The sequence below is a fragment of the Glutamicibacter sp. FR1 genome (assembly GCF_047300825.1).
Lineage (GTDB): Bacteria > Actinomycetota > Actinomycetes > Actinomycetales > Micrococcaceae > Glutamicibacter > Glutamicibacter nicotianae.
The window spans coordinates 3,294,032-3,318,403 of the sequence record NZ_CP178602.1; the positions used below are offsets into that span (position 1 = coordinate 3,294,032).

Here is a 24,372-nt window from a genome sequence, read left to right on the forward strand (position 1 = left end):
ATGAATGCACCTGAGCAATCCATCCGGCAGGGCTTGCCCCGTGTTGCCGGTGGCGAGCCCTGGCCCCCGGCAGAGCTGTTGGCTTCCGTGGCAGCCACCGCTGACGCAACCGTTGCGGAGCTCACGAAGACTGAGCCAGTTGCCAAGCCTGTTCTCGAACAGCCCGTCGGCTCACCTGCTCCCGCCGAACCAACGCCTGCCGAAACACCTGCTGTTGCCGCGGCCAGCGCTGCGTCCGCGCAGACTGTTGCCGGTCAAGTGCCGGTAGCTGGATCGTTGCGCCGGGGCCTGCCACGAGTTGCCGGCGGCGAGCCATGGCCTCCTGCAGGAATTCCTGTTGCAGCGAACGCTTCTGCATCTGCGTCGCAGCAGGAGCCGGCGGTTGAACCGGCTTCCGAGCCGGTAACCACGCCGGTCGCCGAACCGGCCAAGGCTTCAGCCGTTGAAGCGGCGCCGGCAGCCAGTGAACCAGTTCCCCCGGCGAATGCGGCACCGGCCGCGGCGAATTCCAGTGCAGATGCACCGGCAGTTCGCCGCGGACTTCCGCGGACCGCTGGTGCAGAAGCCTGGCCGCCAAGTTCATTCGTGGCTGTACCCGTAGTCGCAGCGGCCCCGGCAGCATCTGCGGCACCTGCGGAACCTGCGGAACCTGCGGAACCTGTGGCCAGCGTTCCAGAAAACGTTGCTGTTGCCGCCCCGGTTGCGCCTGCTCCCGTTGCTGAAGACGCCCAAGCCGCACCGGCCGCACCGGCGAAGGCCGAACCAGCACCGGCTGAACCGGTTGACCAGGCATCCAGTGCGAAGGCCGCTCCCTCGGCCACGTCAGATGAAACGCCAGCTGCCCCTGCACGTACCCGCATGGGCATGCAGCAGTCTGCGGCTCCGGCGGCGCCAAAGGTGGCTGCAGAAAAGGCATTTTCCGCAAAGCCTGCAATCACCCCGAAGCCCCAGGCCTCGGCAAAGAGCAAGAAGGAAGCGGTCAAGCATGGTCCGCTGACCACCAAGCAGTGGGTGCTCGCTGGAATCGTCGGCGCGTTCGCCGCATTGGGCCTGGCCACTGCCGTGGTGCTCATTGCCCGCGGCATTGCCGGAATCGATGGGGTCGAGTCCTTCATGGAACGCTACCCGGGCGAATACCATCTGCCGGAATCAGCACCCATCGGCTTCCCCGGCTGGCTGGCATGGAACCACTTCTTCAACTTTTTCCTGATGGTCCTGATCATCCGCTCGGGCATGCTGGTCAGGCATCAGAAGAAGCCGCCTGCCTATTGGTCGTCGAAGCGCAGCCCGAAGGTGAGCATCAACCTCTGGCTTCATCAGGGCCTTGACCTGCTGTGGTTGTTCAATGGCTTGGTGTTCCTCGTGCTGCTGTTCGCCACAGGCCACTGGATGCGCATTGTCCCGACGTCGTGGGAGGTCTTCCCGAACGCGATTTCCGCGGCCTTGCAATACCTGACTCTGGATTGGCCTACCGAAAACGGCTGGGTGAACTACAACTCGCTGCAGCAGCTGGCCTACTTCACCACCGTGTTCATTGCAGCTCCGGTAGCGGCGATCACCGGTTACCGGATGAGCGCATTCTGGCCAAAGAACATGCCAGCACTGACCAAGAAGTACCCGATTGAGGTGGCCCGAGCCCTGCACTTCCCCACCATGCTGTACTTCGTGCTGTTCATCATCGTGCACGTGATCTTGGTGTTCTCCACCGGGGCGTTGCGCAACCTGAACCACATGTATGCGGCCCAGGGATCCACCGATCCCGCCGCGTATGCGGATAACTGGGCCGGGCTGCTCTTCTTCGCGCTTTCCCTGCTGGTGATCGCCGGTGCGTGGCTGGCCTGCAGGCCAATGATCCTAGCCTCCATTGCCCGCCTCTTCGGCAAGGTCAGTGCAAGGTAGAAACAATAGTTCTTGCCTCTGGCGCAAAACTGATCGCGTACGGGGCCCATCGTCAGTAAGGTCTTCAATAACGGCCTTACTGACGAATGGGGAACACCAAGGATGAGCCACCACCACGAACACCACGCCACGCAACTCGACGGCGTCGCCTTCTGGGAAAACCACTACGGCCAATCCGAGCGGATCTGGTCAGGCAAGGTCAACCAGGTCATCGATGAATTGGTTGCCCCGCTGGACGCCGGCACATCGTTGGACATCGGCTGCGGCGAGGGCGGCGACGTGCTGTGGCTGGCAGCCAATGGCTGGAAGGCTACCGGTGTGGATATCTCGCCCACCGCCGTGAAACGCGCCGCGGAAGAAGCCGCCAAGCTTGGCCTGGATGCGGAACAGGCCCGCTTCATCGCCTCGGATCTGGCCGCGTGGAATACCGGGGAGACCTTCGATCTGGTGACCTTGAGCTTCTTCCAGGCACCTTTCGAATTCCCCCGCGCCGACTTCCTGCGCAAGGCGGCAACGCTGGTCGCACCGGGCGGCCATCTGCTGGCACTGTCCCACGCCTCCATGCCTTCCTTCGCCGGCAATCCCGATCACCCGATGCCCGCGTTCCCCAGCCCGGAAGAGGAACTGGCGGCCCTGGAGCTGGACCCTGAGCAGTGGGAGGTGCTGTGCGCAGAGATCCGCGAACGCAGCATCATGGCACCGGGCGGCAATCCTGCAACCTTGGAAGACTCCGTCGTATTCGTGCAGCGCATAGCGTGAGGAATAGGTTCTGGCCGTGAAGCCGGTTGGCGCGCACTGTTGGATTGCTCAAGGCTTGCTGGAAATGGAGCCATTCAGGTTTTGAAGTCCGCTGATCCTTGCTAGGTTGGCAATCCAACCAACGAAAGGGATGGATTCATGACCGAGAACAACTCTGAAGCCCTGGTGAACAAGGCAGAAGCCGAAGAGCCCGATACCATTTCCGACCCTGCATTGAATGACGAAGTTGGCCAAGACTGGACCGATGAAGGCGGTGCGACTCCCCACGGGGCCGCGCTGGACGCTAGCCCGGAAGTCTAGGGCCTCCTGCGCGGGCAGCTAGTTAGACATACGTCCACGCTTATCGACACTCCTATGGCAGGTCTGCAACCGTGCAGTCCGGCCATAGGGGTGTTTTCATGCCCGCCCGGGCAAGCGCCACGGCGAGCTGCAGGACTTATCCGCGGCCTGAACAGAGCGGCCCCGCCGCAGCCATCCCGTTCACCACAGATTCCGGCGGACGGGGTGGCCATTTGCCGCCCTCGACCGGGCTCAAGGTCTGCCCCGCGTTCAAATGATGTGCACAGCCGCGCCCGCTAGACTCGGATGGGTTCTGAACGGAGAACCGGTTTATTCGCAATTCCGAGGGACAGAAATCAAGCTATGTCGCCACGCACTTTATTCCGCATCGTTGCCCGGGCCGAGGCAGTCACCTGGACGCTGCTGATCATCGCCATGATCCTGAAGTATGTCGTGAAAGTGGGCGACTGGCCGGTTTCCATTGCCGGATTCGTGCACGGTTTCGTCTTCCTTTCCTATGTCGCCACCGGCGTGCTGGTTGGCATCAACCAGCGCTGGAGCAAGCGCTCCATCGTGCTGGCCGCGGCTACCTCGGTGGTCCCCTACCTGACCATCCCTTATGAACGCCGCTTGGAAAAGCAGGGACGACTGGAAGGCGAATGGCGCACCACCAAGAGCGATCACCCGGACGATGACAAGCGGATCGATACGCTGTTCCGCTGGATGGTTGGCCGACCGATTTTAACTGCGGTGACCGCCGTCGTGATTGTCGCACTGATCTTCACCGTCATGCTGATCCTGGGCCCTCCAGGCGGCCGCGCCTAGCGCAGGCTTCCCATGCAACGACGCCCCTCCTTCGCGAAGGCTGATGGCGGATGCAGAGGACCTGGGCATCGCTGGGCCGCCACACCAACGACCACATGGTGTCCTTCTACGTCCGCGCACCGGGAGGCTGGACGAAAACTACTACACGGCTGAACAGATCACCGAAGAAAGCTACTGGGGCCACTCGCATGAGGGCGCCGAACCGCTAGCCGCCTTCGAAGTCCCATCCGCGTCTGGCGCGGCCAGCTAGATCCGGGAACAATCACTCACTCGCATCAGCCAAACCGCCCTGCTCGATTCATGCATTGAATCGGGCCGGGCAGTTTGGCGTGACGTGGCACTTCCTAGAACTCGAGCTCCAGGTGGGCGTTGATGTCTTCCTTGCTGAAATACGCCGGATCGATCGCGTCTTCTTCATCGCCACCGAAGCTCGAGAGCCAATCTCTCACTTCCTCGTACTCCGGGTCCGTCGGGTCATCAAGAATTTCCAGCTTGGCTTCCCAGCCGCCGACCCCGCCGCTATCTTCCATCGGGGCCATGCGCCGGCCGCCGGTGCAGCGTGGCAGGTGGCCGCCATCGGCATCCAGGATCTTCTCGACGTCAATGCGGATTTCCCAGCCGTCCCCGAAGTCGTACATGTAATCCAGGCGGTCTTTTTCCTTCTTCAGCAACGAAGAAACCAGCGTTTCCGCTTCATTCTTCTCGTAGTCCATGTCGTCAATTTTTGGACCATATGACGTGCCGCCGAAACCGCCCTCATAGAAGATGTGCAGGTGCCCGTCGTACCAGTCGAAGCTCGCCTGGATGATGTCGTGCAGGTCGCCGAGGTTCAGGTCCATGGGTACGAGCACACGACGCCAGATCGGCGGTTTGGCCTCCTTGAGGGTCAACTTCAGCTGCAGCACCTTGCCGGTGTACGGTTCCTCGCGCTTCAGGCGCTTCGGCTCGTCATCGTCCGGGCCGAACATCGCGTCGAACTCGGCATCGTCGAATTCATCCTCACCATCGAGCAGGTCATTCTCAACGTCGGTAATCGCGAGCCGGACAATAGTCGGCACGGTGTAGGCTTCGCCCTCTTCGAGAAGGCCGAGCGAGCTCAGTTCATGCATGTGCACGTGCGCTGCTTCCCAAACCTCTGGAGACCATTGTTCATCGCGTTGGGCATCCACGCGATGCGGGTTGTCATCGATTCCCTCGACGATCCAGAATGCGGCCAGTCCCCAGGCCTGGAGGCTTGCTTCCTCCATGCCCTCAGGCTTCTCCATGAACAAGTCCAGGCAGGCTTGGATGAAGTAGAAGTTCACCTCGAAAGAGTCGGCGTCTTCATGCTCCATGATGTCTTCGTACGTCAGGCCGCGTTCAGGCTTTCCCTTATCGGGCAACTTGACGGCATTGACTGATTCCAGCGCTGTGAGCACTACGCCCAACACCACGGGCCGGCGCGATTCATCGACGCCCGCAGGCACGTGATCGGCGAGCGCTGTTGCGGCAGTTTCCAAGAATTCACCGACGGGCATGCTGCCCCACAGCTTCTTGCCCTCGCCGAGGACCCAAGGCAAGACGGCGCGGCCCAGCTTGCTGATCGGCATGGCCGAAATCTCCGCCAGGGCAGCCGCCGAAGCTTCGTCAGATGCGATGATCCCGTCAATTTCATCGTTGTCGTCGAAGTCTTCTTCGTCGCCGAATGGATCATGGGCTTCCAGTGCCTCCAGGAACCACTCCAGGCTTTCGTCTTCGCGCTCCCACAGGCCTGAATCGCGCAGGAACTCTGCGTAGTCCGACCAAGCCATGAAGATCATGGTTCCCAGTCCGCTGGCAGCAGCTTCGGGATCTTCGGCTTCTTCGAATTCAAGCATTGAACTGAGCACTGCCAGCAGTTTTGGCGGGTCGAAATCGGTCACCTTGTCCAGGCCGACGACTTCGGCGTAGATGCCCAGGGTTTCACGCACCGTGGCAAGGAGCATCATCGTCATTTCGGGATCATCCCGGTATTTGGCGGCCCACTGCACGAACTGCCCGGTGAGCGCGTCCAGGCCTCGCCCAACCTTCACTCGGTCCATGGAGACGACGCCCGCTTGCAGGCGTGCCGGATGCCCCTGCTTGGGCTTCTGCTTCTTCTTTTTCTTCGCCATTGGACTGCTTTCCTGGTCGTTTGCCTTTACTCCCAAGGCTACGTGGCTGCCGGTTGCTGGAGAAGGATGCCGAACGCGTGTTTTTCCAAATCAGAATTGCCCGAGCAGCTGGTGCCCAAACAGTGCGGATATGAATCGAGTCGCATTCAGTATCTATGTCGTAACCAGTGCTGCTTCAGCGCCCGCGTTGGTAGGGTGACTTCATGATCAACACTGCCCGCCTGCACTCGGACCTGTCACGACTCAGCCGCGAAACCGCGATGATGTCGGCCACGATCGAGACCCTGACCACCGAAGAAATGGCTGCCGCCTCGCTGTGCGAAGGCTGGAGCCGGGCGCATGTCATCGCGCACCTGGCCTCCAACGGCCGGAGCCTGGTCAAGCTCATCGACTGGGCCACCAGCGGAGAACCCCAGGAGCTCTACGCCTCGCGTGAGGCCCGCGATGCGGAGATCAACGAGCTGGCGGCCCTGCCGCGCGAGGAACTGGTCAAGAAGTTCCAGGACGCGGCCGCCTACTTCGCCGAGCAGTGCGAACGGCTCAGTGGCGATTTGGCTGTCGAAGAGGTGGACCTGCACGGCAAGATCATTCCGGCGACCTCCATCGTGGCGCTGCGCATCGCCGAGGTGGTCATCCACCACCACGATCTCGATACCGCCTGGACCATCGAGGAAGCCGATCCGGATTCCCAGGAGAACGCCGTCGAAGCCGCCGTGCGGACCATGCGCGTGAAGAACGCCCCGGGCATGACGCTGGTGACCGAAGAGGGCGATGAATGGGTCATCGGCGACGGCGCGCTGAAGGTGCGCTCGGACCGCGAAGGCCTGATCGAATGGCTGGCCCGCGGCCAGGCACGGCATATCGAGGCCGACGGGCCGATTCCGGCATTGCCTGCCTGGTAGCCGCCTTCTGGCAGGCGTGTCAGCACGCGGCAACGGTTGGCTGAACGAGGAGAATGGACTCGGCCCGCTTGTCGATCTGAAAAGGAACCGGTCTTGATCCCCGTTATTGTGCTCACTGGATACCTCGGCGCCGGAAAAACCAGTTTGCTCAATGGATTATTGACCCGCCCGGGCACCCGGGTTGGCGTGATCATCAACGACATCGGCAAGATCAATGTTGATACCGGACTGATCACCGGGCAGATCGATGCCGCCGAATCCATTGCCGGTGGCTGCGTGTGCTGCCTGCCAGATAGTGGTGGCCTTGATGAGTTACTGGAAAAACTTGCGGCACCAAAACTTCGGTTGGATGCGATCATCGTTGAAGCCAGTGGCGCCGCGGATCCGATCAACGTGGACCGGCTGCTGCGCTTCGGCAAGGCCCACGGGGTGCGCTTCGGCGGCATTATCGACGTGATCGACGCGGTGGAGCATGAGCACACCGTGGATACCGCTGCGATGGCCCCGGCACGTTTCAGCGCCACCAGCATGGTGGTGGTCAACAAGCTGGATCGCATTGCTCCAGAGCACCGCGACGCGGTGTTGGAGCGGATCAGCGGACGGATCCGGGACGTCAACCCGCACGTGGCCATCATCCCGGCCTCGCACGCCGCCTTAGACCCCGAGCTGGTGTTCGACATCGCCTTGGACGAAGACCCGATCGACGAGCTGCCGTTGGCAGCCGCCTCCCGCCCGCACCACGACCACGAGCATGCTCCGCATGCCAACGCGGTGACGGTGCGCTGCCCCGAAGCGGCAGACCCGGGTGCCTTACTGAATCTGCTCGAGCAACCGCCGGCCGCGGCCTACCGGCTCAAGGGGCACGTGAAGCTGCGCACCGCTCAAGGCACGCAACGCTTCTTGGTCAACATGGTGGGCCGGCAGATCCATTTCGCGGATGCCACTCCCCACAGCGACCCGGCCGATGACGCGCTGGTCGCAGTGGGCATGGGACTGGATGAGACGGCGGTCGGCGAAGCGTTGGCGGCGGCCTTGGCGCCCGCCTGCGAAGATCCTTCCCCGAGGAATCTCACCCGGTTGGAACGGCGGCTGATCTTGAGCAGCGATGCAGCAGATGCCGCGGACGAGCCTTCTGCTGAAGGGTTCTAGCTGGTGCGGGGCTGACATTAGCAGGTTGGCATCGAGGGCATCTACGGCCCTTGGTCTCACTCGACTTGAAAATTTCCACGTCTGCCTGAGCCACCTAAGAGTCCGCCGGCAAATGTCAATGTGAATCATGCTGCAACACTGGCGACGACCTCAATCGCCAAGGAACATGCCTGACTTGGCCGTTAATTACGCTGGACTTACTGGAGATGTTACACGCCTATTGGCGCGTTCCCTTAGCGGCGGCGCCGCCCCTCGCGGCGCAGTTAAGTCGAACCATTAAGTGGTACGGCGAGTAGTGGAAGGAGTCCGAGATCTCCATTAGTGCAAGCGAAGCCCGCAAGACGCTCTTTCCATTGATTGAGCAAGTCAACGATGATCGCCAAGCTGTCGAAATCGTGTCACGCAAGGGAATGCTGTTCTCATGGCAGCAGATGAATACGCAGCATGGCAAGAGACCGCGTACCTCTTCCGCTCGCCAGCCAATGCCCGGCGGCTCTTGGATGCCTACGAACGTGCACGGTCGGGAATAACAGAAACCCACGAGCTCGACTGGGACGAATAAGTGCGGCTCGTCTGGGATCGGGCAGGATGGGACGACTACGTTCACTGGCAAACGGCCGACCGGCGCGTTCTCAAGAGAGTCAACACCTTGATCGAAGCATGCCTTCGGGATCCCTTCCAAGGGATTGGAAAGCCCGAACAGCTGAAATACGGGGCCTCCGGCTCATGGTCCCGTCGGATTACCGACGAACACCGACTGGTCAGCATCGTGATCGAAGAAGACTTGATCTTCCTTCAAGCCCGATACCACTATTGAATGGCGTCCGGCCGTACTAATCGTAGAAAACCTGCAGACGCTGCTGTCTCTGCCCGAACTGCACGGGGTGGTTGCGCTGCACGGCGGCGGTTATGACGTACGCTGTGTGCTCCGATTCCTTGGGTGGTGCGTATCGAGGTGCTGTACTGGGGCGATCTTGATCTGGATGGACTGGCAATCCTGGCGTCATTGCGCAGCGTGCAGCCCGATGCCCGATCAGTGATGATGGACCTCGGAACGCTCCAGCACTTCGCGCAGCTGGCGGCACCCCCTGCCAAGGACTGACCCGGGCGGCGTCTGCAGAATTGCTGCCCAACAAGGTCGAGGCCTACGAATTACTGCGCATCCAAGGTGGGCTGCGCCTTGAGCAGGAACGCATCCCCCGGGACCATGTGCTGGCTACGTTGCGCACCGAACTAGGGGGTTGCGACACCCCTCGTGTCTTCCGCCCGGCGGCACAGTAGCGCGAGGTTGAAACCATGAATTTTCACTCACCACACCGCACGCACATGTGGCGGCTGATCTTCAGCGGATAGCCGGAAAATGGCTTGCTTTGGAGCGGCGAATCGACGTGCCTGACCGCTCTGGACTGGTCGGGGAAGGTCACCACGACGGTGCGCACCACAGCTGAAGTCGTGATCGTTCCGGAGCATTTTTTATAACTGCCAACAATTACATGGCCCGTTTCAACAATTACAAACGACGGCCTTCGATCCCTTGAATCACGCGGATTCTCAAATCTTCGAAGAACTCAACAATTACAGATTGCCGTTGCTGCAATTACAGATAGCGGATTTTTTCACCGATTACGGGCACGCAAATGATTCATCCTGCTGCCCTGTCCACTGGCGAATGCTCGGGTCAGGTCATCGATCCTGTGGAGCATCAACACATGATCTCAGCAGAAGCGTAGCGCCAGTCCGAATTTGCCGGCAGAAAGGCGAACCCATATCCATGTCTTTCCTGCGGACACAACTAAAGTGCTGCCCACGAGTGTCGTGCATGACCTCCACTTTGAAATCGTCCAACGTTGGACGATTTGATTCTCCCTACGGGTGCAGGGTCGCAACCCACTTTGAAATCGGCCAACGTTGGTCGATTTGATGGGGCCCGCGATTTCAGGGGATAGGCCCGGTATTGCCGGTACGTGTGATGAAGAGTTCCGAACGATGGTTTAGCCCTCACGAAACAACCCCGGGAATCCAAAAAACCGGAGGCCTCATCCCGCGCGACCCGGCCGTCAGCCCACCATGTCCGAGCAAAGGAAACATCACTGGAACACGAAATGGACACGGTGCGCCGATAGTCGGCGGGTCAGCGCGGGGTGCGGCCCCGGCAGTCTCTGGAAATGAACGCTTACAACGCGATCTGGCGGTTCTGGTCCTTGTAGAGCAGGTAGCGGAAGTTCTCCGGGCCGCCGGCGTAGCAAGCCTGCGGGCAGAAGGCACGCAGCGACATGTAGTCCCCGGCCTCGACCTCGACCCAGTCGCCGTTCATCCGGTACACGCCCTTGCCTTCCAGCACGTACAGGCCGTGCTCCATGACGTGGGTTTCGGCGAACGGGATGGACGCGCCCGGTTCAAAGGTCACGATGTTCACACCGAAGTCGAAGGCCACATCGTTGGGATCCAGCATACGCGTGGTGCGCCACTTGCCATCGGTGCCCGGCATCGGGCCAGGCTCGATGTCGCGTTCGTTGCCCACGACCGGGCCCGGAGCCGCGACGCCGGCCAGGACTTCGTAGCGCTTGCGCAGCCAGTGGAAGCTGGTGGTCTCGGTGCCGTCATTGCGGGCGGACCAGGTGGCGCCGGCTGGCAGGTAGGCGAAGCCGCCGTCCACCAGCACATGCTCGGTGCCCTCGATGAGAAGGGTCAGCTGGCCGGTGAGCACGAAGATGAATCCCTGCACCTGAGCCTGCGGCTCCGGCTTCTCGGCACCGCCGCCGGGGGCGACTTCCACGATGGACTGGGCGAAGGTGGTGGCGCCGCCGGCCACTGGGCGGTTCAGCACCCAGGCGCGGGTGTTGGTCCATTCTGGGAAGACGCTGGTGACGATGTCGCGCAGCACGCCCTTGGGGATGACGGTGTAGGCCTCCGTGACGATGGCGCGGTCGGTGAGCAGATCGCTCTGCGGCGGGTGGCCACCGAAGTTCGAGTAGTAGGACGAGGAGTTCTGGATGGCAGGAACAGTCATGGTGTAGGCCTTAGGCGTGGGAGCGGTTCAAGGCGATCGCCTCGAGTTCGGGCAGGGTGATCTGGGCCAGTTCGGTGACCTCGTCGGCGGTGACCGCACCGCAGGCGACCCCGCGGTGGATGTAGCGGGCCAGGGCACGCGCGGTGGCTGGCTCGTCCATGATGGCCGAGTTGATCTGGTGGACGTAGTTGCGCAACCGGGTGCCGGCCGCCTGAAGTCCCTCGCGGAAGAAGGCGAAGGTGGCCAGGTAGCGGGTGACCAGCTGGTTCTCGTGCATATCCCAGCCCTGGTAGATGCCGCGGGCCAGATGGCGGGACACCAGGCGGGCGTGCAGCTCCCAAGCGGCGGCGACGTTCTCCGGGTCGCCGGCGGGCAGGATGTTGGTAGAGCCGTCGGACAGTTCCACACCGGTTCCTGCCACGACGACCTGCATGACGTCCTTGGCGAAGTCCGCCACCGGGTGCTCCATGGACTGGTAGCCGGCGGCCACGCCCAGCGAGGCGGAGTAGTCGTAGGTGCCGTAGTGCAGCGAGGAGACGCGTCCCTGACCGGCATGGATCAGGGTGGCGACCGGGTGGGTCCCGTCCGCGGCGATGATCACCTGTGGGGTCTCGACCTGGACCTCGAAGCGGATGCGTCCGGCTTCCAGGCCGTGGGCTTCCTCCAGGTTCTCGGCCAGGAACACCATCGCCTCGACCTGGGCCACCGTGGTGACCTTCGGAAGGGTCAGGCGCAGACCTTCAGGCAGCGGACCATTGGCGAGAAGCCGGGTAATGAACAAATCCAGGGTGCGGATGCCGCGGGCCCGGGTGGGGGCTTCGAAGCACTTGAAGCGGATGCCGATGCAGGCCGGGGCCTTGCCGGAGGCCACCGCCGCGGACACCGAGTCGGCCGCGGCAAGCACTGCCGCGTCCTCCTCGGCATCCGTGCGGTTGCCATAGCCATCCTCGAAATCGAGGCGCAAATCTTCGATGGGTTCACTTGCCAGCTTCGCGGCCACCAGCTCGCCCAGGCGTTCGGGCTCGGCCAGGTCCAGCGTGGCTGCCAGCTGCGCCAGACCGGCGGCGTTGCCCGCAGCGGCCAGGGCGTTGGCGCCCCAGGCTACCGGCAGATCCGCGCTGTACTTGTCCCCCGGGACATACACGGTGTGCACCGGCTGGCGGGCACCGGTCTCTCCCGGGTAGGAGGTTTCCAGCAGCCGGTCGGTGGCTGCCAGCTTGGCTTCTACGCTGGCAAGCGTTGACTCATCGAAGACGGTGCTCATGGCTTGGTCACGTATTCCTTTTCCAAGAGTTCGTAGGCAGGGGTGGTGAGGAAGTCCGCGAAGTCCTCGTCCTTGCCGCTGGTCAGTTTCGCGATCAGTTCTGCTGCCGGCTGGTAGTAGGCGTTGAAGTGCTCTTCATTGTCGACCTCAGAGCGCAGGCGTTCAACCTCTTCGGCGAGGATGCTCTGCACCAGTTCAGCGGTGATGGTGTTGCCGGTGTCGGCGGCCACGACCTTGTTGCGGATCTGCTGCCAGATCTGCGAACGGGAGATCTCCGCGGTGGCGGCGTCCTCCATCAGGTTGTGGATGGCGACCGCGCCGTTGCCCGAGAGCCAGACGGCGGTGTAGGCCACCGCCACGTAGAGGTTGGCGCGCACGCCGGCCTCGGTCACATCGCCGGGGGCGCTGGCCACGTCCAGCAGCTGGGCTGCGGTGACCTCGACCTCCGGGCGCTGGCGATCGATCTGGTTCGGCTTCTCGCCGAGCTTCGCGTCGAAGATCTCCTTGCACAGCTCGACCAGGTCCGGGTGGGCCACCCAGGAGCCGTCGAATCCGTCATTGGCCTCGCGGGACTTGTCCTCGCGGACCTTGTCGAAGGCGGCGGCGGTGACTTCCGGTTCGCGGCGGTTCGGGATGAACGCGGCCATGCCGCCCATGGCGAAGGCCCCGCGCTTGTGGCAGGTCTTGACCAGCAGCTCGGTGTAGGCGCGCATCATCGGCGCGGTCATCGACACGGCCGAGCGGTCGGGCATGATGAACGCCTCGCCGGCTTCGCGGAAGGTCTTGATGATGGAGAACAGGTAGTCCCAGCGGCCTGCGTTCAAGCCCGAAGCGTGCTCGCGCAGCTCGTAGAGGAACTCTTCCATCTGGAAAGCGGCCGGAATGGTCTCGATGAGCATGGTGGCGCGCACGGTGCCGTGGGCGATGCCCAGCTCGGACTGGGCGAAGGTGAAGACCTCGTTCCACAGGCGCGATTCCAGGTAGTGCTCCATCTTCGGAAGGTAGTAGAACGGTCCCTGGCCGGATTCTGCCAGCACCTTCGCGTTGTGGAAGAAGTGCAGGCCGAAGTCCACCAGTGCGCCGACGGCAGGCTTGCCGTCGATGAGCACGTTGTTCTCCGGCAGGTGCCAGCCGCGGGGGCGGACCACCACGACAGCCCGTGGGGCGTCGGTGCGCAGCGCGTAGGACTTGCCGGTCTTCGCATCGGTGAAGGCCAGGGTGCCGCGGGCGGCGGCCGAGAGGTTGGAAATCGCGTCGATGACGTTGAACCAGCTCGGGGTCGAGGCATCTTCCAGGTCTGCCAGCCAGACCTTGGCGCCGGAGTTCAGCGCGTTGATCGCCATCTTGGCCGGGGAGGCCGGGCCGGTGATCTCCACACGGCGGTCCTTGAGCGCCTCGGGCGCTTCGGCGACCTTCCAGTCGCCGGTGCGCACGGATTCGGTCTCCGGGTCGAAGTCGATGGACTTGGCGGCGGAGAACTCTTCGCGGCGCACGCCGCGGGCGGCGAGCAGCTCGTCGCGGGTGCCGGCGAACTTCTGGTGCAGCTTCTCGATGAAGGCCAGTGCCTCGTCGGAGAGGATCTGCTGGGCATCGGCGACATCGGGGATGCTGGTGATTTCAATACTCATGGGTTGTTCCTTAACCTCTTGTGCTCTGTTCCATTGAAAGGATGCGTTGACATGCACCCTTGGGTCTTGCTGCGCAGCACCTACTTAGCGGCGGCTGCGTCCTGCACCGCCAGTGCAACATCGGAGGCGACCTGTGGGTCGAATACCGACGGGATGATGAATCCTGGGTTCAGCTCTGATTCGCTGACTCGGGCGGCAATGGCATCCGCGGCGGCCAGGAGCATGGCGTCGGTGATCTCGGTGACGCCTGCATCCAGCAGCCCGCGGAAGAAACCTGGGAATGCCAGGACATTGTTGATCTGGTTCGGGAAGTCGCTGCGCCCGGTGGCGACCACCACGGCGTGGCGGCCTGCAATATCCGGGTCCACCTCGGGATCCGGGTTGGCCATGGCGAAGACGACGGCACGCTCGTTCATGGCGGCGATGTCCGCTTCGTCCAGCACGTTCGGGGCCGAGACGCCGATGAAGACATCTGCGCCGACGACGGCTTCCTTCAGGGTGCCGGTGACGTTCTCCGGGTTGGTGTTCTGAGAGAGCCAGATGCGGTGCGCATCGGTGTAGCTCTCGTTGCGACTGATCGCGCCGTTGCGTCCGCAGGCGATGATGTTCCTTGCGCCGCGGGCCATGAGCAGCTGGATGATCGCGTTGCCAGCCGCGCCGACACCAGAAACCACGATGCGCAGGTCCTCGATCTTCTTGTCCACGACTTTCACCGCGTTCAGCAATGCGGCCAGCGTGACAATTGCGGTGCCGTGCTGGTCGTCGTGGAAGACCGGGATGTCCAGCTCCTCGCGCAGCCGCGCTTCGATCTCGAAGCAGCGCGGGGCGGCGATGTCCTCGAGGTTCACCCCGCCGTAGACCGGGGCCAGCGCCTTGACGATCTTGATGATCTCCTCGGTGTCCTGGGTGTCCAGGCAGACCGGCCAGGCATCGACATCGGCGAACTGCTTGAACAGCGCGGCCTTGCCTTCCATGACCGGCAGGGCCGCGGCCGGGCCGATATTGCCCAGGCCCAGCACTGCCGAGCCGTCGGTGACCACTGCGATGGTGTTGCGCTTGACCGTCAGGTTGCGCGCGTCGGCAGGGTTTTCGGCGATGGCCATGCAGACACGGGCGACACCCGGGGTGTAGGCGCGGGAGAGGTCGTCGCGGTTTCGCAGGGCCACCTTGGGGGTGACCGAGAGCTTGCCTCCCAGATGCATCAGGAAGGTGCGGTCCGAGACGTTGCGCACGCTCACGCCGTCGAGGTTGTCCAGTGCAGCGCGCACGGTCTCGCCGTGGGCCACGTCGGTGGTGTTGCAGGAAACGTCCACCACCATGTGGGTGTGGTTCGACTCGGTGACATCCAAGGCCGTGATGTGCGCGCCGGCCGAGCCGACAGCGCCGGCCAGTTCGCTGGTCGCGGTAATCGACGCAGGCGCCTGGACGCGAAGGGTGAGTGAATATCCCGGGCTTGGCGCTGCCATCTGATCCTCCTGTAAAAGTTTTCCGTATAGTGGATACTATTATCCTCAAAATGAAAATGCAAGAGTGTTTTGTGGAGCGGGGCACGATTCTTTGACGGCTTAATATCGGATCGTGGAAGAAATAGTCGTTTCTGCGCTATTCTTGGGACGAAGGATCTCGCATCGTAGAAGTAATGCACTATCCGTTTCCGAAAACTACTGCCTCTATATAGGAGCAAAGATGACGCAGACTGCCAGCAAGTCCACCACCGGCGGCGTCCAGTCCGTCGAGCGTGCTTTTGAGCTCCTGGAAGTCATCGCGCGGGCCGGCGGCGAAGCGGCGCTCAGCGAGCTGGCCGCCGATACTCCCCTGCCATTACCGACCATCCACCGATTGCTGCGCACCCTGGTGGGCGTGGGCTACGTGCGCCAGCTGCCCAATCGCCGCTACTCGCTCGGCCCGCGGCTGATCCGCCTCGGCGAGGTCGCCAACCGCCAGCTGGGCGCCCTGGCTTCCCCTGCACTGAAGGAACTGGTCGCGAAGCTGGGCGAATCGGCGAATATCGCCGTGCTCGATGGCGACATGGTCACCTACATCGCCCAGGTCCAGTCGGCCCACTCGATGCGCATGATCACCGAAGTAGGCCGGCGCGCCATGCTGCACAACTCCGGGGTCGGCAAGGCCGTGCTCTCGGTGCTCGATGACGAGCGTGTGCAGCGCCTGGTCTCGCAGGCGGGCATGCCGCCGAAGACCGCTAACACCATCACCACCCTGGGAAAGCTGTTCACCGATGTCGAGGCCACCCGGGAGCGAGGCTACGCCGTCGACGAGGAAGAGCAGGAATTGGGCGTGCGCTGTATCGCGGTGCCGGTACCGGGCGCGCCCACGCCGATGGCCATCTCGGTCTCCGGCCCGGTGACCAGAGTCGACGAGGCCTTCACGAAGAAGGCCGTGCCGGTACTGCAGGACGCTGCCCGCGAACTGGGCCGCCAGCTGGTGGCAGCCGCCGACTAGGCAGGCGGCAATTCCAGCTGGTACCTGATCACCTCAGGAACCGCCGAACCGGCGCGCTACTGCGCGAACTGGGTGGCGTGCAGCTCGCTGTAGCGCCCGCCGATGGCCAGCAGCTCACTGTGCGTGCCGCGCTCGAGAATGCGTCCGCCCTCCACGACCAGGATCTGGTCTGCCGAGCGGATGGTCGACAGGCGGTGGGCGATGATCAGCGCGGTGCGGTTTTCCAGCGCTTCGCCCAGCGCCGCCTGCACTGCGGCCTCGTTCGACGAGTCAAGCGCGGCGGTGGCCTCGTCCAGGATGACCACCTGGGGAGCTGCCAGCAGCAGCCGGGCAATGGTCATGCGCTGGCGTTCTCCGCCGGAAAGCCGGTAGCCACGCTCCCCCACCACGGTGTCCAGTCCATCGGGCAGGGCGGCAATCACCGGCTTGAGCCGGGCGCGCTCCAGCGCCTCCCAGATCTGCTCATCGGTAGCTTCCGGACGAGCCAAGGCGAGATTGGAGCGGATAGACTCGTGGAACAAGTGCCCGTCCTGGGTGACCATGGAGACCGCCCCGCGCAACGAGTCCAGCTTGAGCTGGCGGATGTCCTGGCCGGCCAGTTCGATGCTGCCCGAGTCCACGTCGTAGAGACGGGCCAGCAGCGAGGCGATGGTGGATTTGCCGGCACCGGAAGAACCGACCAGCGCAAAGGTCTGTCCCGCGGGGATCTCGAAATCGATATCATGCAGGACTTCCTCGCCGCCGCGGGTGTCAAGCACTGCCACTTCCTCCAGCGAGGCCAGCGAAACCTTGTCCGCGCTCGGGTAGGAGAAGTTCACGTGGTTGAACTTCACCGGCACCGACCCGGCCTCAAGCCGGCGGGCGTTCGGCGCATCGGCAATCAGCGGTTCCAAATCCAGCACCTCGAAGACACGGTCGAAGCTGACCAGCGCGCTGGTGATTTCCACACGGGCATTGGCCAGTGCGGTCAGCGGCGTGTAGAGGCGGGTGAGCAGCATACCCAGAACCACCACGTCGCCGGCGGCCAGGTCGCCGCGCACCGCGTACATTCCGCCCAGGCCGTAGACCAGTGCGAGGGCCAGGGCAGCCACCAGGGTCAGCGCGGCGACGAAGTAGAACTGGCGCATGGCCATCTTCACGCCGATATCTCGCACCTTTCCGGCACGCAGCGCGAACTGCTCGGACTCGTCCTTGGGGCGGCCGAAAAGCTTGATCAGGGTGGCGCCGGGTGCGGAGAAGCGCTCGGTCATCTGGTTGCCCATGGTCGCGTTCAGCTCCGCGGATTCGCGGCGCAGCAGGGCCACGGACTTGCCGAAGTGGCGGGCGGGCAGCAGGAAGATCGGCAGCAGCACCAGCGCGATCAGCGTGACTTGCCACGAGGTGGTGAACATGACGCCCGCGGTGAGCACCAGCGCCACGGTATTGGAGACTAGTCCGGACAGGGTTCCGGCGAAGGCTGACTGCGCACCGATGACGTCGTTGTTCAAGCGGCTGACCAGCGCACCGGTCCGGGTGCGGGAGAAGAACGCCACCGGCATTTTCTGTACGTGGTCGAAGACCGCAGTGCGCAGGTCATAGATGATTCCCTCGCCCAGGCGCGAGGAGAACCAGCGGACGACTACTGAAACCACGGCGTCCAGGATCGCAATCACCGCCATGAGCAGCGCCACGTTGAGGATCGTGCGGATGCCGGATTGCGCGACAATCTCGTCGACCACCCGTCCCGCGAGCACCGGGGTGATCACGGCCAGCACGGCGGCCAGGATGGAGAAGATGACGAAGACCAGCAGGCGGGACTTGTAGCTAGCGGCAAATTTCAACACCCGCTTGGGCGTGGTGGGAGCGTAGGCCTTGCCCTTGTCTCCCGACAGCTTCCATAGCGAATGCCAGGCGGCGCTTTCCATGCTCATTAGCGAGTGCTCTCAATCCTGCTGGAGTTAATCGGTGGGACGCTTGAACCCAATGATCTCAGTAAGCGGACCACGCCTCTACGTAGGCAAAGCTTACGTCCCGGTCTGATTGCATGAAAGAACTTCCTTGCCGGCGGCAGCAAGATCACGCATGGAGCCCCTGGCAATTCCAAGCCCGCCCTCAGTGCATGAGCTGGCGTGCTCAGTGTAGAAAGTGAGGAACTCAGTGTGAGGCCGGCAGCCTATTGACCATGAACGACAAGCTTTAAACGAACAACTGTAATCGCCGTTAGCCAACATGAAATGAATTACCGGCCTGCGCTCATCGTGCTGATAAATGCTGAGGCTCCCAAGCCGCCGAACGGGAACTAAGCAGACATTGAAAATCTAGGTAGAAATCTATATAGTTTTTGCATGACTACCATGAGCATCACCGAAGCTTCCCGTTCCGGCCTTTCAGCGTTGGTGGCGGCCGCTGAAGAAGGCCACGATACAGTCTTGTCGCGTCACGGCAAGGTTGTGGCCGAAGTGGTGTCAGCCAAGGAAATCGCTCAACTACGACAGGACCGGGAGACACTTCGCGACGCCGCATTGGTTATGGCACGCTTTGCCACCGATAGCGGTGCACGCACGACCCTCGATCAAGCCTTGGAATTCTTCAACTTGGACCGCGCAGAGTTGGAGGCAGAAAATGCCAAAGAAGCTAAGTCAGGGGATTCGTGAGTCAGCCTCGAGACCGGCTGTGTATTGTTCGGCTAACTGAAGACGCAGTGTCCGACCTGCATCGCCTTCACAAAAAAGACCCCCGGATCGTCCGTGCCGTGTTCAAGAAAATGCTGCTTCTGGAACAGTCGCCTGAAGCCGGTGAACCACTGCTTGGAGCCCTGGTTGGTTTTCGCAAGCTAGTTGTCGGTGACCGGGATTGGCGCATCGTTTGGCGCATCACCGAGGATGCCTCCGGTATACCCGTTCTTGATATCTCGGAAATCTGGGCTGTGGGCGCACGTTCAGATGGCGAAGTCTACGAGGAGCTCACCTCACGGGTTGCACGCATGGGCAACAGCCCGAAAATTCGACCTTTGAAGGACGTCATCATCCAAATGGGTCGGCTCTACGAATCAGTTGAGGCAACGGCCGAGCCAGCCCTCGCATCGCCCCTTCCCGAATGGATGATCAGTGCATTGAAAGATCAGCTGCACTTGTCTGATCCGGAAATCTCAGAGCTCAGCGAACAACAAGGCCAGCAAAGACTAATTGAGCACTGGTCCGGACATAACGGTAGCTGAATCCCCGTCTGGCACGCTTCGAGCAACTTCAATGGGATATGCAGAAACTAAGTGGAGCACTCTGATACCCAGCTCTGCCGACAGATCACAAGTGATAGTGGCATTAGCGACGACCCATCGTCAGCGTCGAATCATGTTCACGACTTGTATCTTTTACTGAATCAAATTGGATCACGACTGTTTTCGAAGCAAGCAACAATTCCTCTGCAATTAGAGGTCTCCAATACCGCAACCGTGTCTGCGGCATTAGCAATTTTTGGCCTGCCTCCTCCTACAAATGTCCATTCCGGACACAGGGAATCGAACGATCGCAGAACACCGGAGGACGGCTCATCTGAATTTCGCGAGTACAGGCAAGCCGTGCACCTTCCGTAAGTTCAATACGCCAATGCAGGCTCGCTAGACGCGCGTAAGTAAGGTGTCCCGCACTTGCAGCAGCCCGTCATAGCGGCTTATCGGTGCATTCGGATCATACAGGTTGAAACGCTCCACGTCCGCTTGCGCGCCTTCGGGGCGCACATAGCGCACATCGACAACGCCCAGGGTCGCGGCGTACTCGAAGATCAGGGCCATCAGGTAACGGCGGTCCACCACGCCAGGGAAGTCGGAGTCGGCGTAGCCCAGCGATCCATACTGGGGGTGCTCAATGTAGAACTTCCAGGTAGCCCGTTCCGTGCGCGCACTGGTGAACGGCGCCACCGCGGTCACCTGATCGAAAAGTCTATCGATCTCCACGAACTCGTCGACCGCCAGCAACTCGATAGCCGTGGCCGATCTTCCTGTTGATCGTCACCGGCATCGCGGCGGTGGGCGATGTCAAGGCAGTGGGACGCGTCGGCGTCAAGGCCTTGATCTACTTCACCTGCGCCTTGGTCTTCGGCCTGATCATTGCCAACGTCTTCCAGCCAGGTGCCGGTTTGAGCATCGACCCGTCAACTCTCGACACCGGGGCTATCGAGGAGAAATCCGGCGAGGCCAAGGGGGGCGGCCGACTTCATCCTGGGAATCATTACGGTCAGAGTCATCGGTGCCTTCGCCGATAACAACCTGCTACAGGTGCTGTTCTTCTCGGTCTTCTTCGGCGCAGCCATCGTAGTCGTCGGCCAGGAACGCGGCGCACCGTTGCTGGCGGCATTCGAGAACATCCTGGAACTGATTTTCAAGGTCATGAGCTGGGTCATGCGCGTTGCACCCCTGAGTGCCTTCGGCGCCATGGGTTTCATTATCGGTCAATACGGCATCGAGACACTGGGCACCTATGCGAAGTTGATTCCGGCCTGCTACGCCGCGGCCCTGCTGTTCATCGGCATCCTCTTCGTAGTTGCCTGGGCATTTGCCCGGGTTCCACTATGGGAGTTCATCAAGTACACCCGCCAGGAATTCCTGCTGGCCCTGGGCACCGCATCGACGGAGTCCGTGATGCCGAGGATCATGACCAAGCTGACCAACGCCGGATGTTCCCGTGCCACCACCGGCTTGGTGGTTCCGACCGGATATTCCTTCAACCTCGATGGTGCGGCCAGCAGCTCTCCGCGCTGGGCATCTTGCTGCTAACTTCCAAGGGCATGGCAGGCGTCCCGGGATCCTCGTTCTTGGCGTTGTCGGCGACCGCCGCGGCCCTGGGCATCTTCCCGGTGGCCGGCGTGGCCCTGCTGCTGGGCGCAGACCACATCATGGATTCGATGCGCGTCGCGGTGAACCTGCTGGGCAACTGCGTAGCCACCTTCGTCGTCGCCAAATGGGAAGGGCAGTTCGAGCGCGAGGCGATGAAGCGTGCCGTCGCCGGTGAAATCACCAACGAGGACTCGGCCCGCATGCTCGGACGCGAAGAGGAGTAGGAAGAACTGGAAGCGGACCGCGTAGCCAACGGCGGCCAGCCTTCGCCGTAGTTCGGTGGCTGCCCTTCCCCGGATGACCTGCCAAAGTTCGATATGCGTCCGGCAACTGAAGCCGAGGCGGCAGCGGCCGCACGAAAAAGCCACTTCGATGACGAACGCGCCGAAGTGCGCAGCTGAGGCAAGCCGAATGCTTCAAGGGAAACTGCGGGGATCCTGAACACGAAACGGCCGGCGTGCACTGGAATTGTTCCAGTGCACGCCGGCCGCTCTCCGTTCTACTCGCCAGCTTTGGTCCGCGGCCATTGTTGTGCGTTGTTTGCCATAGCTTGCACCGGTTCCTAGTGCTTCACCACCCAGTTGTCATCGATCATCGCGGCGAAGTCGAAAGCCTCATCAAGGATCTCGCGCAGCGTGCTGCCGGTGGTGCCAACCCAGCGGTCCAGCGCATGGCCGTACAGGGACAGGCCCAGCAAAGCGGCGGTTTCGGCCAGCCGCTGGTTCGCGCAGAACGGCGAGAGCGCCTGGGCCAGCGCCGCCTGCTGCTCACGCAGGGATTCCTGCCAGCTGGCCCGCAGCGCAGGGGTGCTCCGGATCAATTCAATGCGGCTGATCATTGTCGCCGGATCCTGTTCAGCGAACGCCACTGCCGGTTCGAAGCTGCGGCGCAAGAGCTCCAGCAAGCTCTCCCCCGGCTGCGACGTCATGGAGCGGGCCATATCGGCGAAGTGCCCGGTCATGGAACGTAGCGCGGTAACCACCGCATCCTCTTTCGAGGAGAAGTACCGGAAGAACGTTGCGCGGGAAATTCCGGCGGCTTGGGCTGCTTGCTGGACGGTGACGTTCTCTACACCGCGTTCGGCGAACACGGCATAGGCCTGTTCCGCCAACTCGACTTTCATCTTTTCGCGAACCCGATCGCGAACCACGCTGCCCATGGCAAGAATCTTACTCTGAGATCAATTCGCGAAAGTGAGACGCAGTCTCTTTATCCAAGTCATCAGACATTCGGCTAGGGTGTGTCGCGGTGGTTGCGGTTCGCGGGGCTCAATATTTCCTCGAACGTGAGGCCATTCCGTTTCCGCTTCGCTAGGCTCTGGTACAGAAAAACCGACTACTGATGAGGACAAGCATGGCACAGCAGATCGCAAACCGCATCGACCTCGGCCAAGGACTGGAAACCACTGCGCAGGGTTTTGGCTGCATGTCGCTGAGCGGGCCCTACGGCGCGGCCGACGATGCCGAATCCTTGCGCACACTGAACCACGTCATTGATCGCGGCGTGACGTTCCTGGATACCGCCAACATCTACGGCGATGGGCACAACGAAGCCCTGCTGTCCCAGGTGCTGAAAACCCGACGGGACGAAGTCACGCTGGCAACCAAGGCGGGTATCGTCCGCCCGAAGAACCCGGGAGATCCACGCGCCAACGGCGACCCCGCCTTCATCAAGAAATGCATGGACGAGAGCCTGCAGCGCCTCGGCGTCGACCACGTCGACCTGTACTACTACCATCGCGTGGATTCCAGAGTGCCGATCGAGGAGACGGTCGGAGCCTACAGGGAACTGGTCGAAACGGGGAAAATCCTGCACATCGGATTATCCGAGGTGACCTCCCAGGAGCTGCGCCGAGCCCATGCGGTGCATCCGATTTCAGCGATCCAGACGGAGTACTCGATTTTCAGCCGCGACATCGAGCGCTGGCTGCTGCCAACCGCCAGCGAACTGGGCGTGGGCCTGGTGACCTACGCGTCGCTGGGCCGCGGATACTTCACCGGCGAAGTGGATTCACTGGAACAGCTGGGCTCAGAGGACATCCGCCGCAACTTCCCGCGCTTCGAGGCATCCCGCATGGAGCACAACCAGCCGCTGCGCCAAGTCATCAATGATGTGGCCGAACGCGAGAACATCTCCACCTCCCAAGCATCGCTGGCCTGGGTCTACGAAAAGGCCCGCGCATTCGGTGTCGCCGTCTCCCCGATCCCGGGGACCCGCTTCAGCGCGCACTTCGATGACAACCTGCAGGCATTGGATGTCCGCTTGTCCGCGGAATCCCTGTCGGCACTGGATGCCTTGGCCGCCCAAGTGGACGGCGAGCGCCAGAAGGACGTGATGTCGGTGTCCAAGGGCCGCGAAGAGGTCCAGATGGCCCAGATGTAGCTTCGCTGATCGCTACTGCGTAGAGTCGTGAGCGTAGCGCATCGCCACACGTTCGCCACAGGAAAGGACTATCCCATGAGAATCGCTTTGGCGCAGGTGCTGAGCACCGCTGATCCCCAGCGCAATCTGGTGACGGTGCGCGATCATGCCCGCCAGGCGAAGGAGGCAGGGGCAACGCTGGTGGTCTTTCCCGAGGCGATGCAGGTGTCTTTCGGCCATGATCTCGCCAAATACGCGCAGGCTCTGGATGGCCCCTGGGCTACGCTGATTCGCCAGCAGGCGCGGGAGATCGGCATCACCATCGCCGCGGGCATGTTCACCCCCGGCGAGGGCGGACGGGTACGCAACACCTTGCTGGTCGCCGGCGACGGGGTTGATACCCACTACGACAAGATCCATCTCTATGATGCCTTCGGCTATGCGGAGTCGGATTCGGTGACGCCCGGTCAGTCCCCGGTGCAGTTCAAGCATGAGGGCACGATCATCGGGTTGGCCACCTGCTACGACCTGCGGTTCCCGCGCTTGTTCACCCGCCATGCGCAGGCTGGCGCTTCGATCTGCATTGTCAGCGCTTCGTGGGGACAGGGCGAAGGGAAGGCCGAGCAGTGGACCACCCTGGCACAGGCCCGGGCACTGGATTCAACGACCTTCGTGGTGGCGGTGGACCAGGCGGATCCGCAAAGCATTGGCCGCACGGTCACCGGCACGGCGCCTTTGGGCGTCGGCCACTCACTTGCGGTGGATCCGCTGGGCCGTGTTATCGCCCAGGCCGGTGCGGAGCCCGAGCTGCTGGTCGTGGACCTGGATCTCGATCGGGTCGAGGTCGCGCGCAAGCAGCTGCCGGTGCTGGCCAACGCGGTCGACCTGTAGCCA

General features: G+C 62.3%; 22 protein-coding genes and 3 pseudogenes. 17 read left to right on the plus strand and 8 right to left on the minus strand.

The features are described from left to right. From ACLQ8T_RS15860 to ACLQ8T_RS15880, 5 genes are all read left to right on the plus strand, one after another. A complete protein-coding gene (locus ACLQ8T_RS15860; protein WP_413455254.1) occupies positions 1 to 1,899 on the plus strand; it encodes a cytochrome b/b6 domain-containing protein in 1,899 nt (632 codons plus the stop codon). Between the two features lie 102 nt (positions 1,900 to 2,001). Then, a complete protein-coding gene (locus ACLQ8T_RS15865; protein ID WP_413455255.1) occupies positions 2,002 to 2,658 on the plus strand; it encodes a class I SAM-dependent methyltransferase in 657 nt (218 codons plus the stop codon). A gap of 138 nt (positions 2,659 to 2,796) precedes the next feature. Beyond that, on the plus strand, positions 2,797 to 2,958 hold the full coding sequence (locus ACLQ8T_RS15870) for a hypothetical protein (protein WP_413455256.1): 162 nt from the start codon (positions 2,797 to 2,799) through the stop codon (positions 2,956 to 2,958). 342 nt (positions 2,959 to 3,300) lie between these two features. Next, positions 3,301 to 3,762, plus strand: a complete 462-nt coding sequence (locus tag ACLQ8T_RS15875) for a DUF3817 domain-containing protein (protein WP_413455257.1) — start codon at positions 3,301 to 3,303, stop codon at positions 3,760 to 3,762. Positions 3,763 to 3,805: 43 nt separating this feature from the next. Beyond that, positions 3,806 to 4,012: a hypothetical protein gene (locus ACLQ8T_RS15880; protein WP_413455258.1), complete on the plus strand. Its 207-nt coding sequence runs from the start codon at positions 3,806 to 3,808 to the stop codon at positions 4,010 to 4,012. 94 nt (positions 4,013 to 4,106) lie between these two features. On the opposite strand, the gene ACLQ8T_RS15885 is transcribed toward ACLQ8T_RS15880, so the two are convergent. Then, a complete protein-coding gene (locus tag ACLQ8T_RS15885) occupies positions 4,107 to 5,894 on the minus strand; it encodes a plasmid pRiA4b ORF-3 family protein (protein WP_413455259.1) in 1,788 nt (595 codons plus the stop codon). A gap of 203 nt (positions 5,895 to 6,097) precedes the next feature. Here ACLQ8T_RS15885 and ACLQ8T_RS15890 point away from each other — a divergent pair, with 203 nt between their 5' ends. The 6 genes and pseudogenes from ACLQ8T_RS15890 (at position 6,098) to ACLQ8T_RS15915 (ending at position 9,226) form a co-directional block, all read left to right on the plus strand. Next, entirely contained in the window at positions 6,098 to 6,796 is a 699-nt protein-coding gene (locus ACLQ8T_RS15890; protein WP_413455260.1) for a maleylpyruvate isomerase family mycothiol-dependent enzyme, read from the plus strand. Positions 6,797 to 6,889: 93 nt separating this feature from the next. Further along, the gene (locus ACLQ8T_RS15895; RefSeq protein WP_413455261.1) at positions 6,890 to 7,945 is read left to right on the plus strand and encodes a CobW family GTP-binding protein; all 1,056 of its coding nucleotides are present in this window, start codon (positions 6,890 to 6,892) and stop codon (positions 7,943 to 7,945) included. Between the two features lie 311 nt (positions 7,946 to 8,256). Then, positions 8,257 to 8,507: pseudogene (locus ACLQ8T_RS15900) on the plus strand (type II toxin-antitoxin system Phd/YefM family antitoxin). Next, entirely contained in the window at positions 8,508 to 8,762 is a 255-nt protein-coding gene (locus tag ACLQ8T_RS15905; protein WP_204719624.1) for a Txe/YoeB family addiction module toxin, read from the plus strand. 67 nt (positions 8,763 to 8,829) lie between these two features. Then, a pseudogene (locus ACLQ8T_RS15910) lies at positions 8,830 to 9,047 on the plus strand (Wadjet anti-phage system protein JetD domain-containing protein). A 20-nt stretch (positions 9,048 to 9,067) separates the two neighbouring features. Further along, a complete protein-coding gene (locus ACLQ8T_RS15915) occupies positions 9,068 to 9,226 on the plus strand; it encodes a hypothetical protein (RefSeq protein ID WP_413455262.1) in 159 nt (52 codons plus the stop codon). A gap of 892 nt (positions 9,227 to 10,118) precedes the next feature. On the opposite strand, the gene ACLQ8T_RS15920 is transcribed toward ACLQ8T_RS15915, so the two are convergent. The 4 genes from ACLQ8T_RS15920 to ACLQ8T_RS15935 all read right to left on the minus strand — a co-directional run bounded on the left by ACLQ8T_RS15920 (position 10,119) and on the right by ACLQ8T_RS15935 (position 15,313). After that, positions 10,119 to 10,955, minus strand: coding sequence for a bifunctional allantoicase/(S)-ureidoglycine aminohydrolase (locus ACLQ8T_RS15920; RefSeq protein ID WP_413455263.1), 837 nt, complete (start codon positions 10,953 to 10,955; stop codon positions 10,119 to 10,121). A 10-nt stretch (positions 10,956 to 10,965) separates the two neighbouring features. After that, on the minus strand, positions 10,966 to 12,219 hold the full coding sequence (locus tag ACLQ8T_RS15925; protein WP_413455264.1) for a DUF6986 family protein: 1,254 nt from the start codon (positions 12,217 to 12,219) through the stop codon (positions 10,966 to 10,968). Further along, the gene (gene aceB / locus ACLQ8T_RS15930) at positions 12,216 to 13,847 is read right to left on the minus strand and encodes a malate synthase A (protein ID WP_413455265.1); all 1,632 of its coding nucleotides are present in this window, start codon (positions 13,845 to 13,847) and stop codon (positions 12,216 to 12,218) included. Before aceB ends, ACLQ8T_RS15925 begins: the two co-directional genes overlap by 4 nt. A gap of 80 nt (positions 13,848 to 13,927) precedes the next feature. Next, a complete protein-coding gene (locus tag ACLQ8T_RS15935; protein ID WP_413455266.1) occupies positions 13,928 to 15,313 on the minus strand; it encodes an NAD-dependent malic enzyme in 1,386 nt (461 codons plus the stop codon). A 220-nt stretch (positions 15,314 to 15,533) separates the two neighbouring features. Between ACLQ8T_RS15935 and ACLQ8T_RS15940 the strand changes: the two genes are divergently transcribed. Then, a complete protein-coding gene (locus tag ACLQ8T_RS15940) occupies positions 15,534 to 16,307 on the plus strand; it encodes an IclR family transcriptional regulator (protein WP_128470927.1) in 774 nt (257 codons plus the stop codon). A gap of 56 nt (positions 16,308 to 16,363) precedes the next feature. Here the strand turns inward: ACLQ8T_RS15940 and ACLQ8T_RS15945 are convergent, their stop codons facing one another. Then, positions 16,364 to 18,217: an ABC transporter ATP-binding protein gene (locus ACLQ8T_RS15945; RefSeq protein WP_413455267.1), complete on the minus strand. Its 1,854-nt coding sequence runs from the start codon at positions 18,215 to 18,217 to the stop codon at positions 16,364 to 16,366. 423 nt (positions 18,218 to 18,640) lie between these two features. Here ACLQ8T_RS15945 and ACLQ8T_RS15950 point away from each other — a divergent pair, with 423 nt between their 5' ends. After that, complete coding sequence (locus ACLQ8T_RS15950) at positions 18,641 to 18,940, plus strand: type II toxin-antitoxin system Phd/YefM family antitoxin (RefSeq protein WP_128471024.1); 300 nt, start codon at positions 18,641 to 18,643, stop codon at positions 18,938 to 18,940. Between the two features lie 47 nt (positions 18,941 to 18,987). After that, positions 18,988 to 19,503 carry a type II toxin-antitoxin system RelE family toxin gene (locus ACLQ8T_RS15955; RefSeq protein WP_170214551.1) on the plus strand — a complete coding sequence of 172 codons (516 nt, stop codon included), beginning with the start codon at positions 18,988 to 18,990 and terminating at the stop codon, positions 19,501 to 19,503. Positions 19,504 to 19,902: 399 nt separating this feature from the next. Here ACLQ8T_RS15955 and ACLQ8T_RS15960 read toward each other — a convergent pair whose 3' ends face one another. Then, positions 19,903 to 20,238: a hypothetical protein gene (locus ACLQ8T_RS15960; protein WP_204719641.1), complete on the minus strand. Its 336-nt coding sequence runs from the start codon at positions 20,236 to 20,238 to the stop codon at positions 19,903 to 19,905. Between the two features lie 38 nt (positions 20,239 to 20,276). Between ACLQ8T_RS15960 and ACLQ8T_RS15965 the strand changes: the two are divergent. Beyond that, a pseudogene (locus ACLQ8T_RS15965) lies at positions 20,277 to 21,392 on the plus strand (cation:dicarboxylate symporter family transporter); the annotation flags it as partial. Between the two features lie 287 nt (positions 21,393 to 21,679). Here the strand turns inward: ACLQ8T_RS15965 and ACLQ8T_RS15970 are convergent. Continuing rightward, entirely contained in the window at positions 21,680 to 22,276 is a 597-nt protein-coding gene (locus ACLQ8T_RS15970) for a TetR family transcriptional regulator (RefSeq protein WP_204719643.1), read from the minus strand. A gap of 194 nt (positions 22,277 to 22,470) precedes the next feature. Here ACLQ8T_RS15970 and ACLQ8T_RS15975 point away from each other — a divergent pair, with 194 nt between their 5' ends. Continuing rightward, on the plus strand, positions 22,471 to 23,499 hold the full coding sequence (locus ACLQ8T_RS15975) for an aldo/keto reductase (RefSeq protein ID WP_204719645.1): 1,029 nt from the start codon (positions 22,471 to 22,473) through the stop codon (positions 23,497 to 23,499). Between the two features lie 75 nt (positions 23,500 to 23,574). After that, the gene (locus tag ACLQ8T_RS15980) at positions 23,575 to 24,369 is read left to right on the plus strand and encodes a carbon-nitrogen hydrolase family protein (RefSeq protein ID WP_204719646.1); all 795 of its coding nucleotides are present in this window, start codon (positions 23,575 to 23,577) and stop codon (positions 24,367 to 24,369) included. Positions 24,370 to 24,372 lie beyond the last annotated feature (3 nt).

Excerpts from the sequence above, each read along its gene's own strand:
- ACLQ8T_RS15860 (WP_413455254.1), top strand. The coding sequence starts at position 1 with ATGAATGCACCTGAGCAATCCATCCGGCAGGGCTTGCCCCGTGTTGCC.
- ACLQ8T_RS15865 (WP_413455255.1), top strand. The coding sequence starts at position 2,002 with ATGAGCCACCACCACGAACACCACGCCACGCAACTCGACGGCGTCGCC.
- ACLQ8T_RS15870 (WP_413455256.1), top strand. The coding sequence starts at position 2,797 with ATGACCGAGAACAACTCTGAAGCCCTGGTGAACAAGGCAGAAGCCGAA.
- ACLQ8T_RS15875 (WP_413455257.1), top strand. The coding sequence starts at position 3,301 with ATGTCGCCACGCACTTTATTCCGCATCGTTGCCCGGGCCGAGGCAGTC.
- ACLQ8T_RS15880 (WP_413455258.1), top strand. The coding sequence starts at position 3,806 with ATGGCGGATGCAGAGGACCTGGGCATCGCTGGGCCGCCACACCAACGA.
- ACLQ8T_RS15885 (WP_413455259.1), bottom strand. The coding sequence starts at position 5,894 with ATGGCGAAGAAAAAGAAGAAGCAGAAGCCCAAGCAGGGGCATCCGGCA.
- ACLQ8T_RS15890 (WP_413455260.1), top strand. The coding sequence starts at position 6,098 with ATGATCAACACTGCCCGCCTGCACTCGGACCTGTCACGACTCAGCCGC.
- ACLQ8T_RS15920 (WP_413455263.1), bottom strand. The coding sequence starts at position 10,955 with ATGACTGTTCCTGCCATCCAGAACTCCTCGTCCTACTACTCGAACTTC.
- ACLQ8T_RS15925 (WP_413455264.1), bottom strand. The coding sequence starts at position 12,219 with ATGAGCACCGTCTTCGATGAGTCAACGCTTGCCAGCGTAGAAGCCAAG.
- aceB (WP_413455265.1), bottom strand. The coding sequence starts at position 13,847 with ATGAGTATTGAAATCACCAGCATCCCCGATGTCGCCGATGCCCAGCAG.
- ACLQ8T_RS15935 (WP_413455266.1), bottom strand. The coding sequence starts at position 15,313 with ATGGCAGCGCCAAGCCCGGGATATTCACTCACCCTTCGCGTCCAGGCG.
- ACLQ8T_RS15940 (WP_128470927.1), top strand. The coding sequence starts at position 15,534 with ATGACGCAGACTGCCAGCAAGTCCACCACCGGCGGCGTCCAGTCCGTC.
- ACLQ8T_RS15945 (WP_413455267.1), bottom strand. The coding sequence starts at position 18,217 with ATGAGCATGGAAAGCGCCGCCTGGCATTCGCTATGGAAGCTGTCGGGA.
- ACLQ8T_RS15950 (WP_128471024.1), top strand. The coding sequence starts at position 18,641 with ATGAGCATCACCGAAGCTTCCCGTTCCGGCCTTTCAGCGTTGGTGGCG.
- ACLQ8T_RS15970 (WP_204719643.1), bottom strand. The coding sequence starts at position 22,276 with ATGGGCAGCGTGGTTCGCGATCGGGTTCGCGAAAAGATGAAAGTCGAG.
- ACLQ8T_RS15975 (WP_204719645.1), top strand. The coding sequence starts at position 22,471 with ATGGCACAGCAGATCGCAAACCGCATCGACCTCGGCCAAGGACTGGAA.
- ACLQ8T_RS15980 (WP_204719646.1), top strand. The coding sequence starts at position 23,575 with ATGAGAATCGCTTTGGCGCAGGTGCTGAGCACCGCTGATCCCCAGCGC.